The organism is Pseudomonas extremorientalis, from assembly GCF_001870465.1.
GTDB lineage: Bacteria > Pseudomonadota > Gammaproteobacteria > Pseudomonadales > Pseudomonadaceae > Aquipseudomonas > Aquipseudomonas extremorientalis.
In genome coordinates this window covers 31264-44601 of record NZ_MDGK01000059.1, presented here as the reverse complement: position 1 = coordinate 44601, position 13338 = coordinate 31264, and the positions used below count along the sequence as shown (strand labels likewise).

Annotated in this window: 13 protein-coding genes; 9 read left to right on the top strand and 4 right to left on the bottom strand. The window is 63.4% G+C overall.

From position 1 onward, the window contains the following. Window positions 1-86: 86 nt before the first annotated feature. Together BFN10_RS25760 and BFN10_RS25755 are read right to left on the bottom strand one after the other, a co-directional pair. Window positions 87-752 (bottom strand): response regulator transcription factor, encoded by a 666-nt coding sequence (locus tag BFN10_RS25760; protein ID WP_071492080.1) that lies wholly within the window; start codon window positions 750-752, stop codon window positions 87-89. Between the two features lie 27 nt (window positions 753-779). Further along, the gene (locus BFN10_RS25755; RefSeq protein ID WP_071492079.1) at window positions 780-1319 is read right to left on the bottom strand and encodes a PQQ-dependent catabolism-associated CXXCW motif protein; all 540 of its coding nucleotides are present in this window, start codon (window positions 1317-1319) and stop codon (window positions 780-782) included. A 153-nt stretch (window positions 1320-1472) separates the two neighbouring features. On the opposite strand from BFN10_RS25755, the gene BFN10_RS25750 reads away from it, so the two are divergent. Beyond that, the gene (locus BFN10_RS25750; RefSeq protein WP_071492078.1) at window positions 1473-2099 is read left to right on the top strand and encodes a response regulator; all 627 of its coding nucleotides are present in this window, start codon (window positions 1473-1475) and stop codon (window positions 2097-2099) included. Here the strand turns inward: BFN10_RS25750 and BFN10_RS25745 are convergent. Both BFN10_RS25745 and exaA read right to left on the bottom strand, forming a co-directional pair. Then, window positions 2096-2743, bottom strand: coding sequence for a pentapeptide repeat-containing protein (locus BFN10_RS25745; protein ID WP_071492077.1), 648 nt, complete (start codon window positions 2741-2743; stop codon window positions 2096-2098). The two genes, BFN10_RS25750 and BFN10_RS25745, sit on opposite strands and share 4 nt — an antisense overlap. Window positions 2744-2974: 231 nt before the next feature. Continuing rightward, the gene (exaA, locus tag BFN10_RS25740) at window positions 2975-4867 is read right to left on the bottom strand and encodes a quinoprotein ethanol dehydrogenase (protein ID WP_083351482.1); all 1893 of its coding nucleotides are present in this window, start codon (window positions 4865-4867) and stop codon (window positions 2975-2977) included. Between the two features lie 253 nt (window positions 4868-5120). Between exaA and pedF the strand changes: the two genes are divergently transcribed. The 8 genes from pedF (at window position 5121) to BFN10_RS25705 (ending at window position 13263) form a co-directional block, all read left to right on the top strand. Then, window positions 5121-5582 carry a cytochrome c-550 PedF gene (gene pedF, locus BFN10_RS25735; protein WP_071492075.1) on the top strand — a complete coding sequence of 154 codons (462 nt, stop codon included), beginning with the start codon at window positions 5121-5123 and terminating at the stop codon, window positions 5580-5582. Between the two features lie 3 nt (window positions 5583-5585). Further along, window positions 5586-6329 carry a quinoprotein dehydrogenase-associated SoxYZ-like carrier gene (locus BFN10_RS25730; protein ID WP_071492074.1) on the top strand — a complete coding sequence of 248 codons (744 nt, stop codon included), beginning with the start codon at window positions 5586-5588 and terminating at the stop codon, window positions 6327-6329. Further along, window positions 6326-7264: a quinoprotein relay system zinc metallohydrolase 1 gene (locus BFN10_RS25725; protein ID WP_371322024.1), complete on the top strand. Its 939-nt coding sequence runs from the start codon at window positions 6326-6328 to the stop codon at window positions 7262-7264. The genes BFN10_RS25730 and BFN10_RS25725 overlap by 4 nt, the downstream gene beginning before the upstream one ends. A 14-nt stretch (window positions 7265-7278) precedes the next feature. Further along, window positions 7279-8799 carry an acetaldehyde dehydrogenase ExaC gene (exaC, locus tag BFN10_RS25720; protein ID WP_071492073.1) on the top strand — a complete coding sequence of 507 codons (1521 nt, stop codon included), beginning with the start codon at window positions 7279-7281 and terminating at the stop codon, window positions 8797-8799. 242 nt (window positions 8800-9041) lie between these two features. Further along, window positions 9042-9113 carry a pyrroloquinoline quinone precursor peptide PqqA gene (pqqA, locus tag BFN10_RS29090; protein ID WP_010209364.1) on the top strand — a complete coding sequence of 24 codons (72 nt, stop codon included), beginning with the start codon at window positions 9042-9044 and terminating at the stop codon, window positions 9111-9113. A gap of 104 nt (window positions 9114-9217) precedes the next feature. Next, window positions 9218-10381 carry an alcohol dehydrogenase-like regulatory protein ErcA gene (gene ercA / locus BFN10_RS25715; RefSeq protein WP_071492072.1) on the top strand — a complete coding sequence of 388 codons (1164 nt, stop codon included), beginning with the start codon at window positions 9218-9220 and terminating at the stop codon, window positions 10379-10381. Beyond that, on the top strand, window positions 10365-11735 hold the full coding sequence (locus tag BFN10_RS25710) for an ATP-binding response regulator (protein ID WP_071492071.1): 1371 nt from the start codon (window positions 10365-10367) through the stop codon (window positions 11733-11735). The genes ercA and BFN10_RS25710 overlap by 17 nt, the downstream gene beginning before the upstream one ends. Window positions 11736-11799: 64 nt before the next feature. Next, on the top strand, window positions 11800-13263 hold the full coding sequence (locus BFN10_RS25705; RefSeq protein ID WP_071492070.1) for a DASS family sodium-coupled anion symporter: 1464 nt from the start codon (window positions 11800-11802) through the stop codon (window positions 13261-13263). The last annotated feature ends 75 nt before the right edge of the window (window positions 13264-13338 follow it).

Below are 13338 nucleotides of genomic sequence, written 5' to 3'. Positions count from 1 at the left end.
GAGTGTCAGTCAGCACATCCATTGATTGACGCACCGCTATCGGGGGCAAGCCCCCTCCCACAGTTGACTGGTGGTGTGTCAGACCGTCAGCGGCGCAGGTACGAGCCGAAATCGATATCCCCGGCACTGAGTATCGCCTGCACCCGGTTATGCACATTCAACTTGCGCAAAATCGCCGACACATGGGCCTTCACCGTGGTCTCGGCAATCTCCAGCGTATAGGCAATCTGCTTGTTCGATTCGCCCTTGGTCATCCGCTCCAGCACCAGCAATTGTTTACGGGTCAGTGCCTGCAACAGCTCCGGGGCAAACCCCGGGCTGTCGTTCATCCGCCGCTGCCCGGTGTTTTTCTGGGTGCGGATGATGTCCGGCGGCAGGTACACATTGCCGTTGAGAATCTGCTGGATCGCCTCGGTCATTTGCAGGCGCGGTGATGACTTGGTGATAAAGCCCACTGCGCCGTAGGTGATGGCCTGCAGCACGATCTGTTTGTCCTGCTCGGCCGAGACAATCACCACCGGGATGGTCGGCGACTCGTTGCGCAGGTTGATCAGGCCGTTGAGGCCGTGCATGCCGGGCATGTTCAGGTCCAGCAGGATCAGGTCGAGGTCGTCATGTTCCTGGGTCAGGGCGAGGGCGCTGTCCAGGTCGGCGGTTTCCAGCACATCGCTGCCGGGGAAACCGTCGCTGATGACGTTGTGGATCGCCTCGCGAAACAGCGGGTGATCATCGGCGATCAGGATTTTGTACATGGCCGTTCACCTTCTTGTTGTGGTTTTTTATTCAAAGGGTTCGGGTGTCGCAGCCATCACTGGCAGGTTTGCCGCTTCCCATGCATCCAAACCATCGCGGTACCAATACACAGAGGTATAGCCCAGGTTGGCGGCCCGTTTTACCGCGTTCCAACTCAGCCAGCAATCAGCGCGGCAGTAGAACACCAGCGGGCGGTCCAGGTTGCCGCCCGTGTATTTGTAAAGGTGGCGCACAAAGTAACCTTGCCACTCGGGCGTGAGGTCGCCGTCGCCGGTATTGGCCAGCCAGTGACTGCCGGGCAGGTTGGCGTGGGGCTGGTCTTCGATGAAACGACCCTGTAGCCACGGGCGGCGGTACACGTCGATCAATACCGGTGCGGGCATCTGGGCCAACAGCGTTTGCAGGGCAGGTGTGTCGACAATGACGGCCCCGGGCAGGTGTTCGGGCGTGGGGCTGCGGTACAGGCTGATGCGGTAGCCATCGGCGGAAAACAGTGGAGTGTCGGCCTGTACGTGCGTGATGAACAGGCACAACAGTGCCGCAAGTGGCAGTCTAGCGGGCAGCATGGCGGGTCCGGTCCTTATCGTTATGCCCCCATTACACGCCAGTCCCGCTGCCTTGGGAATGCGACGATAGACAGCAAAACCAGTACCAAAGTAGTAGGTCCCATTGGTCCCCGGGGTTCTAGCATGGCCAGAGGTACTGCCATGGGAGGCACTATGAACATCCTGCTGGTCGATGATCACGCCGTGGTCCGCCTGGGTTACGCCAGCCTGTTGCGCAGCGGGCTGCCGGGTGTGGTGGTGCGCGAAGCCGCGAGTGGCGAGGACGCCTTGACGCGGGTGCACGAAGCGGTACCCAACCTGGTGATCATCGGCTTTGGCCTGCCGGGTATCAGCGGCCTGGAAACCACCCGCCGTCTGCGCCAGCGCCTGCCGCAATTGCGCGTGCTGTTTTTCAGCCAGCATGCCGAGTTGCCCCTGGTGCGCCAGGCGTTGGAGGCCGGTGCGTCCGGCTACCTGACTAAAAGCGCGTTGCCGGCGGTGATGCTGGATGCGGTCGAGCGCATTCTTGACGGCCACACCTATATTGAACAGGACCTGGCCACCCAGCTGGCTTACCACCCCACCGACCGGCGCCTGCAAAGCATGACCCAGCGTGAGCTGGAGATTTTCCTGATGCTCGCCAAGGGCACCCCGGCGCGCGCGATTGCCGCTCAGTTGAGTATCAGCAGCAAGACCGTGTCCAATCACCTGACCTTGCTCAAGAGTAAGTTGCAGGTGAGTTCCCATGCCGAGTTGGTGCATTTGGGTATCGACATGGGGGTGGTGCGGGTGGCGGGTTAACGATCCCAGGTGGTCGGGCAATCCTTGCAACCGTCCATATTCGCATCCTGGAAATTCGCATAGTGCTGGCGGCTCCCGGTGAGCGTGGCTTTTTCCAGGTTGCTTTCGCCGAACTTGGCTTCTTGCAGGTTGGCGTCGCTGAGGTCGGCGCCTTGCAGGTCGGCCTTGCTCAGCCAGGTCATCTCCAGGTCGGCCGCACGCAGGTTGGCGTGGTGCAGCTTGGCCCCCGACAGCCGGGCAAATTGCAGGTAGGCGGCGCTGAGGTTGGCGTTTTCAAACTGCGCACCCTGGGCGAACAGCCCCCAGCCTTGCACGGCCATCAGCGTGGCGCCGGTGAAGTCGGCCAGGCGCAGGTTGGCTTGTTGCAGGCTGGCGCGGGTCAGGTTGGCGCCTTGCAGCTGGGCTTTTTCCAAGTTGGCCAGGTCGAGGTTGGCGTGGCGCAGATCGGCATCGCGCAGGTCTGCACCGGCCAGGTTCATTTTGCTCAAGTCCTGGTTGCTCAGGTCGGCGCCCTTGAGGTTGGCACCGGGGCATTGGCTGTGTGCGGCCAGGGTGCAGCCGTTGATGACCAGCGGCGCGTCGTCACCCTCGTCGGCGTGAGCCAAGGGCAGGGATAGCAGGATTAAAAATGGCAGATATTTCATCGCGAGACCTCTGGGGATCCTGGGGTGAGCGGGCTTGCTGTGGCGAGCGGGCTTGTTGTGGCGAGCGGGCTTGTTGTGGCGAGCGGGCTTGCCCCGCGTTGGGCTGCGCAGCAGCCCCAAAACCTGACGGCTCGTTGGTNTGGTGCTGGAGAAAAGCCGGGAGCCGCTTCGCTGCCCAACGCGGGACAAGCCCGCTCGCCACAAAGGATGACCCCGGCATATAGGGTGAGGTTACTTCTGCGCGGTTTTCAGGTCCCAGCTCGGGATCTTGAACACCCAGAACGACCCACCCTGTGCCACCGGCTTGGTCAGCTCCGCCATGTCGCCGCCCCACAACGGCACCGCGCCGCCGTAGCCGACTGTCACGCCGATGTACTGCTCGCCATCCTGTTCCCAGGTGATCGGCGGCGAGACGATGCCGCTGCCGGTCTGGAATTTCCACAGCTCCTTGCCGGTCTTCGCGTCGAAGGCCTTGAAGAAGCCATCGCCGGTGCCGGTGAACACCAGGTTGCCCTTGGTCGCCAGTACGCCGGCCCACAACGGCAGGTGTTCCTTGTGCTCCCACACCACCTTGCCGGTGGTCGGGTTCATCGCCCGCAGGGTACCGACGTGGTCGTCATACATGCGCTTGATGCGAAAGCCCATGCCCAGGTACGCCGAGCCCTTCTTGTAGTTGACCTCTTCGGTCCAGTATTCCTCTTTCCACTGGTTGCCCGGGATGTAGAACAGCCCGGTGTCCTGGCTGTAGGCCATGGGGTTCCAGTTCTTGCCACCCAGGAACGGCGGCGAGACTTCCACCGGCTTGCCCTTGGTTTCACCCGGCAACGGCTTGGCCGGACGCTGGCCTTCGTTTTCCACGGGGCGGCCGGTCTTCAGGTCGATGTGGCTGGCCCAGGTGATGTTGTCGACGAACGGGAAGGCGTTCTGCAGCTTGCCGTTGTTGCGGTCGACCACGTAGAAAAAGCCGTTACGGTCAGCGTGGCCGGTGGCCTTGATGACTTTGCCGGCCTTGTCCTTGTAGTCGAACAGCACCAGCTCGTTGTTGCCGGAGAAATCCCAGGCATCGTTCGGCGTGTGCTGGTAGAACCACTTCACTTCGCCGGTGCTCGGGTCGACGCCGACCTGGCCGGAGGTGTAGAGGCTGTCGAAGTCGTGGGGGTTACCGTCCTTGGAGGTGCGCGCCCAGGTGTTCCACGGGCCAGGGTTGCCGGCGCCGACGATGATGGTATTGGTCTCGGCATCGAAGCTCGCACTCTGCCAGGGCGCGCCGCCGCCGTGGCTCCAGGCCTCGACCTTGCCGGTTTCGGTGGTCGGGTCATCCGGCCAGGACGGAGCCTTGACGTCGCCGGTCGGGGTGCTGTCCTTGCCGTTCAGGCGGCCCATGTGGCCTTCCACGAACGGGCGCATCCACACCTCTTCGCCGGTGTCCGGGTCGCGTGCATACAGCTGGCCGACCACGCCGAATTCATCGCCGGAGCTGCCGTGGATCAGCAGCACCTTGCCGCTGACCTTGTCTTTGATCAGCACCGGGGCGCCGGTCATGGTGTAGCCAGCGGCGTGGTCGCCAAACTTCTTGTTCCACACCACTTTGCCAGTGTTCTTGTCGAGGGCGATCAGGCGTGCATCGAGGGTGCCGAAGTAGATCTTGTCGCCGAAGATCGCCGCGCCCCGGTTGACCACGTCGCAGCACGGGCGAATGTTGTCGGGCAGGCGGTGGTTGTAGGTCCACAGGCGTTTGCCGGTCTTCGCATCGAGGGCGAACACCCGGGAATAGGAGCCGGTGACGTAGACCACGCCGTCGCTGACGATGGCCTGGGATTCCTGGCCACGCTGCTTCTCGTCGCCGAACGAATAAGACCAGGCCGGTGTGAGCTTGAACACGTTCTTGTCGTTGACCTGGGCCAGCGGGCTCCAGCGCTGGGCGTTGGTGCCCATGCCGTATTGCAGCACGTCCTTGGTGGTCAGGTGGTCGTTGGCGATGTCTTCCCAGGTGACGTTGCGGGTCTGTTTGGCAGGCTCGGCGGCGGCGAAGCTGGCCGCACTCAAGGACAGGCTGCCGACCAGCAGGAAGGCCTGCACGGCAAGGCTCAGCGGCGAGAGGGCGGGTAGCGATCTTATTGTCATGGTTGCAGTTCCCAGTGGAGGTTATGGCCTGCACAGGGTGCGATGTGAACGCCGTGGCGAATACGGAAAAAGTCCCGGTGTTGCCGGGACAATTTCCCGAACCGCCTCTGATTTAGCAGTGCCCCACAAGGCCTGCTACCAACGGATGAGAACCCGCCCACCAAAGCAGCATACGGGTCCTGCCGGGTGCTTCCTAAGATGGTTGCCATAGCCTCTGCCAAGAGGTTTTGCGTGCACTCCCGAGGGAAAAATAATGACAACAAAACGCAACGCCTTGATTACCGCCTGCCTGCTCGCCAGTGCAATCAGTAGTGGATCCGCCTGGGCTCACGGCAACGTGACGCCCACCGCCGTGGAAACCAAAGGCCTCACCCCGATCAAGGACGCTGGTGTGCCGCTGGACGCCGATGGCTGGGCCGCCACCAACCCCTATCGCACCACGCCCGAACATGACAAAGCGGTGGAGGTCGGTGCGTCGGCCTATAACCAGAACTGCGCGGCGTGCCATGGCCTGGAAGCCAAGTCCGGTGGCATCGCCCCCGACCTGCGCATGCTCGATGCCGGCGACGCCGGCGATGAATGGTTCGTGGAACGTGTGCGCCACGGCGCCGTGCGCGATGGCCGGGTGTACATGCCGAAAATGGCCGACTACCTCAGCCAGGAAGCCCTGTGGGCGGTGCGCACCTACCTCGACAGCGTGCACGTCGAGGAGTAAGCCATGGGCCTGCGCGGGTGGTGGCTGTGCTGTGTGCCGATGCTGGCCTGGGGCGCGCCCGTGGACCCGGTGCCCTCGGTGATGTGGGCCTACTATCACCAGCGCTTGCTCGACAATGCAGCGTTTGTGTTCGACGAGCGGGTGAAGCTCCTGGCGCCGCCGTTCGCCGAGGATGCGCGCCAGGTGCCGCTGGAGATCGACGCCCGCGCCTTCAAGGGGGACGTGGTGAAGATCCTTGCCTGGGCCGAGCTGAACCCGCTGCCGCAGATCGTCGATTTCCAGCCGTTGGGGCCAGTACTGCCGTGGCTGTCGCTGCGGATTCGTATCGAACAGGCCACGCCGTTGCGTGCAGCGGTGCTCACCCGGGATGGCATGTGGCATGTCGGCTCGGCCCTGATCGATGCCGCCGGTGGCGGCTGCACCGCGCCCAGCGTGGTGCGCACCCAACCCGGCTGGGAAGAACACCTGGGCGAAGTGCTCGGCGGCCGTTACCCGCGTGCCGAGTTCAGCCGCGTGAAACTGCAAGTTGCCCATCCGATGGATAACGGCATGATCAGCGGTATTCCCGAATTCTTTATCCACCAGGCCGAGCTGCGTGGCGCAGATAACCAACTGCTGGCACGCCTGGAACTGTTCCCCGCCGTCAGCGAAAACCCCAGCCTGGCCTTCGACATCGAAGGCCGCGAGCCCACGCGCCTGACCCTGCGCGACACCAGCGGCAACCAGTTCGAGGCGGCCATCCCATGAGCCTGCGCTGGATTGTGCTGTGGCTGCTGCTGTTCAGCCTGCCGGTGCTGGCGGACCTGGATTACGTCCTCAAACCTCGGTTGATCGCCGATAACACCTGGCTGCTGGAAGGCAGCACCGACAACTTCACCAGGGACAATGGCGGCAATATCGTCAATGTCGGGTTCATCGTCACCGAGCCCGGCGTGGTGGTGATCGACACCGGGCCGTCCAGGCGCTACGGCGAAGCCCTGCGCCAGGCCATCGCCCGTGTCACCGACAAACCGGTGATCCAGGTGCTGCTGACGCACCACCATCCCGACCACGGCCTGGGCAACCAAGCCTTCAGGGATGTACCGATTGGCGCCGTGGCCGGCACCAAGAATTTGCTGCATGAGCAGGGCGACAGCATGGCCGAGAACCTGTACCGCATGGTGGGTGACTGGATGCGCGGCACCGAAGTGGTGTTGCCCTCCGAAGCCCTGCCAGCGGGGGTGAAAACCTTCGGCAGCCACGACCTGCAACTGCTACACCTGCGCGGCCATACCGGCGCCGACCTGGCGATCCTCGACCGCAGGACCGGCGTGCTGTTTGCCGGCGACCTGGTGTTCTACCAGCGCGCACTCACCACGCCCCATTCACCGGGGCTGGCGATCTGGCTGGCGGATATCGCCACCCTGCAAGGCTTGCCCTGGACCCTGATCGTGCCCGGCCACGGCCCCATTGCGACCGACGCCAAACCCTTCGAACAGATGCGTGACTACCTCACCTGGCTCGATCAATTGCTACGCGACGGGGCAGCCCATGGCAGCGACATGCCAGAGCTGATCCGCAGCCCGATCCCCGAGCGATTCGCGGGCATCAACCTGAGCCGCTATGAACTGACCCGCAGCGTGACCCACCTGTACCCCCACTACGAACGCACCCAGATGCAGCCCATCAACACCCAACAATAAGCAGAGGCCTCACCATGATCTACGCCCAACCTGGCACCCCCGGCGCCATCGTCAGCTTCAAGCCGCGCTACGGCAACTACATCGGCGGTGAGTTCGTCGCACCGCTCAAGGGTGAGTACTTCACCAATACCTCGCCGGTCACCGGTGAAGTCATCGCCGAGTTCCCGCGTTCCAGCGCCGCCGATGTCGATAAGGCCCTTGACGCCGCCCACGCCGCCGCCGATGCCTGGGGCAAGACCTCGGCCCAGGACCGCGCCCTGGTGCTGCTGAAAATCGCCGACCGTATCGAGCAGAACCTGGAAGTGCTGGCTGTGGCCGAGACCTGGGACAACGGCAAGGCCGTGCGCGAAACCCTCAATGCCGACATGCCCCTGGCCGCTGACCATTTCCGCTACTTCGCCGGGTGTATCCGTGCCCAGGAAGGCGGGGCCGCCGAGATCAACGAGCACACAGCGGCTTATCATTTTCACGAACCATTGGGCGTGGTCGGGCAGATCATCCCGTGGAACTTCCCATTGCTGATGGCGGCGTGGAAACTCGCGCCGGCACTCGCCGCCGGTAACTGCATCGTGCTCAAGCCGGCCGAGCAGACGCCGTTGTCGATCATGGTGTTTGCCGAGCTGATCGGCGACCTGCTGCCGCCCGGCGTGCTGAACATCGTGCAAGGTTTTGGCCGCGAGGCCGGGGAGGCCCTGGCTACCAGCAAGCGCATCGCCAAGATCGCCTTTACCGGCTCCACCCCGGTGGGCGCGCACATCATGCACGCGGCGGCCGAGAATATCATCCCGTCCACCGTGGAGCTGGGCGGCAAGTCGCCGAACATCTTCTTCGAAGACATCATGAGCGCCGAGCCTGCGTTTATCGAAAAGGCGGCCGAAGGTCTGGTGCTGGCGTTCTTCAACCAGGGCGAAGTGTGCACCTGCCCCTCGCGGGCGCTGGTGCAGGAGTCGATCTACGAGCCGTTCATGGCCGAGGTGATGAAGAAGATCGTCAAGATCAAGCGCGGCAACCCGCTGGACACCGAGACTATGGTCGGCGCCCAGGCCTCGGAGCAGCAATACGACAAGATCCTGTCCTACCTCAAGATCGCCCAGGAAGAGGGCGCGGTGCTGCTCACCGGCGGCGCGGCCGAGCGCCTGGAAGGCGACCTGTCCAGCGGCTATTACATCCAACCGACCCTGCTCAAGGGCCACAACAAGATGCGTGTGTTCCAGGAGGAAATCTTCGGCCCGGTGGTGGGCGTGACCACCTTCAAGGACGAGGCCGAAGCCCTGGCGATTGCCAATGACAGCGAGTTCGGCCTGGGCGCCGGCCTGTGGACCCGCGACATCAACCGCGCCTACCGCATGGGCCGGGCGATCAAGGCGGGTCGGGTGTGGACCAACTGTTATCACCTGTACCCGGCGCATGCGGCGTTTGGCGGGTACAAAAAATCGGGCGTCGGGCGTGAAAACCACAAGATGATGTTGGATCACTACCAGCAGACCAAGAACCTGCTGGTGAGCTACGACATCAACCCGCTGGGCTTCTTCTGACCCTCTGATTGCAACGCGGTCCCCTGTGGGAGGGGGCTTGCCCCCGATAGCGGTGTGTCATTGACATAAATGTTGACTGACCCGCTGCCATCGGGGGCAAGCCCCCTCCCACATTTTGGCCTCTGTACATTCGCGACTAATGCAGTGCGCTTGATACTTCGAAAGTAGCATTCGCTGCCCCATCTCCCCCATGCATTAATGACCCCACCGGAATTTTCCGGAACAACAAGAGGACTGCCCCCATGTGGACCAAACCTGCGTTTACCGACCTGCGTATCGGCTTCGAAGTGACCATGTACTTCGCCAGCCGTTGATCGCGGGAGCTGTCGGAAGGATGCCTCTTTGGTCTGATTGCATTCGCAGCCGGATCGGTTAGTGTGGAGCGCATTCTTCCAAAATAATAAAAACAGGCTTTCCAATGAGCCCAAATCTGAGCCTCCTGCGTAAATTCGTCTCGCCTGAAATCATCTTTGGAGCCGGTTGCCGGCACAACGTCGGTAACTACGCCAAGACCTTCGGCGCGCGCAAGGTGCTGGTGGTCAGCGACCCCGGCGTGATCGCCGCCGGTTGGGTGGCCGATGTGGAAGCCAGCCTGCAAGCCCTCGGCATCGACTACTGCCTGTACAGCGCCGTCTCGCCCAACCCGCGTGTCGAAGAAGTGATGACCGGCGCCGAGGTGTACCGCGAACACCACTGCGACGTGATCGTAGCCATCGGCGGCGGCAGCCCGATGGACTGCGGCAAGGCCATCGGCATCGTGGTGGCCCACGGGCGCAGCATTCTTGAGTTCGAGGGCGTCGACACCCTTCGCGTGCCCAGCCCGCCGCTGATCCTGATCCCCACCACCGCCGGTACCTCGGCGGATGTCTCGCAGTTCGTGATCATTTCCAACCAGCAGGAACGCATGAAGTTCTCTATCGTCAGCAAGGCGGTAGTGCCGGATGTGTCGCTGATCGACCCGGAAACCACGGCCAGCATGGACCCGTTCCTGTCCGCCTGCACCGGCATCGACGCATTGGTGCATGCTATCGAGGCGTTCGTTTCCACCGGCCACGGCCCACTCACCGACCCCCATGCGCTGGAGGCAATGCGCCTGATCAACGGCAACCTGGTGCAGATGATCGCGAACCCTACGGACATCGCCCTGCGCGAGAAGATCATGCTCGGCAGCATGCAGGCCGGGTTGGCGTTTTCCAACGCGATTCTCGGCGCAGTGCACGCCATGTCCCACAGCCTCGGCGGCTTCCTCGACCTGCCCCATGGGCTGTGCAACGCAGTGCTGGTGGAGCATGTGGTGGCGTTCAACTACAGCTCGGCGCCGGAGCGTTTCAAGGTGATTGCCGAGACGTTTGGCATCGACTGTCGCGGCCTCAATCACCGGCAGATCTGCGGGCGGCTGGTGGAGCATTTGATAGCGCTCAAGCGGGCCATCGGCTTCCACGAAACCCTTGGCCTGCATGGTGTGCGCGTGGCGGATATTCCGTTCCTGTCCCAGCATGCGATGGGGGATCCGTGCATCCTCACCAACCCGAGAGAGTCGAGCCAGCGTGACGTCGAGGTCGTCTATGGCGAAGCTCTCTGACGACCAGCAACGCGCACTCGCCGGGTTGCTGGGGCTGGGCGACCAGTCGGCGCGCAAGAGCCATTACCCGGAACTCACGGCGCGGCTGGATGAGCTGGAGGCTGAGCGCAAGCGCTATATCCGTCTCAATGACGAGTTGGAGCAGCGGGTCGCCGCACGCACCGATGAACTGTTGGAAGCCAACCACAACCTGCAACAGCAGATCGCCCAGCGCGAGCAGATCGAACAGGACCTGCGCGACGCCCGCGACGCCGCCCAGGCCGCCAACCGCAGCAAGGACAAATACCTCGCCGCCGCCAGCCACGACCTGTTGCAACCGCTGAATGCCGCACGCTTGTTGATCGCCACCTTGCGTGAACGGTCGTTGCCCAGCGTCGAGCAGGTGCTGGTGGAGCGCACGCACCAGGCGCTGGAGGGCGCCGAGGACTTGCTCACCGACTTGCTGGACATCTCGCGGCTCGACCAGGCGGCGGTCAAGCCAGATGTGGCGCTGTACCGCCTCGACGAATTGTTCGCGCCGCTGGTCTCGGAGTTCCAGTCGGTGGCCCAGGCGGCCGGGTTGAGCCTGCGGGTGCACACCGGCTGCTATGCGATCAACACCGACTTGCGATTGCTGACGCGGATTTTGCGTAACTTCCTCAGCAATGCCTGTCGCTATACCGACGAAGGTTGCATCCTGTTGGGCGCGCGTAAGCGGGGCGATGGCCTGCGCCTGGAGGTCTGGGACACCGGGCGCGGGATTGCGGAGGACCGGCTGGAGGCGATCTTCCTCGAGTTCAACCAGCTTGACGTCGGCCGCGCAGCGGACCGTAAAGGCGTTGGGCTGGGGCTGGCGATTGTCGAGCGGATCGCCGAGATCCTGGGTTACCCCATCGCCGTACGCTCGTGGCCGGGACGTGGCTCGATGTTCAGTATCGAGGTGCCGTTGAGCAACGAGATCCCTCTGCCGATCAGCCAGTTGCCAGCCCAGCCGACCACCGGCAACCCGCTGCCGGGACGGCGTCTGCTGGTGATCGACAACGAGGTGAGCATCCTCGACAGCATGCGCGCGCTACTCGGGCAATGGGGCTGTGATGTGGTTACCGCCACCGACCAGGCCGGAGCGTTGCTGGCGTTGGAGGGCAGGGCGCCGGAACTGATCCTGGCCGATTATCACCTCGACCATGGGGTGGTGGGGTGTGCGGTGGTCAAGCACCTGCGTGAGCATTTCGAACTGAACATCCCGGCCGTGATCATTAGCGCCGACCGCACCGACCAGTGCCGTAGGGCGTTGCGCCGGTTGGAAGCGCCGTTGCTGAACAAGCCGGTCAAGCCCGGCAAGTTGCGGGCCGTGTTGAGCCAGTTGTTGGCCTAGGTCAACACGTCGCAGGTGCTTTTAGCCCATGCTCAAGGCCTGATCTAGAGCCTTGGAGTGGCCCATGAGTGCGGCATCTTTCAAATTACCCCTGGGCCTGGTCGTCGCCGTGTTGGTGATGGCCGGGGTGCTGCTGTTGCCGGTGCCCGCCGACTTGCCGGTCGCCGGGCACCGCATGCTGGCGATCCTCGCGTTTGCCGTGGTGGTGTGGATCACTGAAGCGGTGTCCTATGAAGCCAGTGCGATCATGATCACGTCGCTGATGGCCTTTCTGCTGGGCACCGCGCCGTCGTTGCAGGACCCCGCGCATGTGATCGGCACCAGCCCGGCGATCAGCATGGCGCTCACCGGGTTTTCCAACCCGGCGCTGGCGCTGGTGGCCGGGGCGCTGTTTATCGCAGCAGCCATGACCCACACCGGCCTGGACCGGCGTATCGCCTTGGTGACCCTGAGCCGGGTCGGCACCAGCACCCGGCGCATCCTGCTGGGGGCGATTGCGGTGACGGTGCTGCTCAGCCTCGTGGTGCCCAGCGCCACGGCGCGCAGTGCCTGCGTGGTGCCGATCATGATGGGCGTGATCGCCGCGTTCGGCGTGGACAAACGCTCGAATATCGCCGCCGGCATCATGATCGTGGTGGCCCAGGGCACCAGCATCTGGAACGTCGGCATCCAGACCGCCGCCGCGCAGAACCTGCTCACCGTCGGTTTCATGGACAAGATGCTTGGCCAGCGCGTGTCGTGGATCGACTGGCTGATTGCCGGCGCGCCGTGGGCGTTGATCATGTCGGCGGTGTTGCTGTTCCTCGTGCTCAAGTTGCTGCCGCCGGAGACCGACAGCATCCCCGGCGGTAAAGAGGCGGTGGCGCAGTCACTGGTGGAGATAGGGCCGATGACCGGCGCGCAGAAGCGCCTGTTGAGCGTTTCGGTGTTGCTGCTACTGGCCTGGGCCACGGAAGGGCGCCTGCACAGTTTCGACACCACCTCGACCACCTACGCCGGCCTGGTGTTCCTGTTATTGCCGGGTATCGGCGTGATGACCTGGAAGGATGTGCAGTCGCGCATTCCGTGGGGAACGGTGATCGTGTTCGGGGTAGGCATCAGTCTGGGAACGGCGCTGCTGACCACCCAGGCCGGGCAATGGCTGGGCGCGCAAGTGGTGGCGCATACCGGGCTTGACCAGGTGGGGCCGCTGGGTGTGTTTGCGATTCTTGGTGCGTTCCTGATCCTGATCCACCTGGGCTTCGCCAGCGCCACCGCGTTGACCTCGGCGCTGTTGCCGATCCTGATCGCGGTGTTGCAGACCTTGCCGGGGGATTTCAGCCGGTTGGGCATGACCATGCTCCTGGGGTTTGTGATGAGCTACGGGTTTATCCTGCCGATCAATGCGCCGCAGAACATGGTGTGCCTGGGGACCGGGACGTTCACGGCGCGGCAGTTCGCCAAGGTGGGGGTTCTGGTGACGCTGGTTGGCTACCTGTTGATGCTGGTATTCGCTGCGACCTACTGGAGTTGGCTCGGCTGGATCTGAATACGCAGGACATCCCAGGGGGGGCAGGGCGCCGAGTCGACTTGCCCTCGCACATTTCAGGTGATGCCTGTTCTT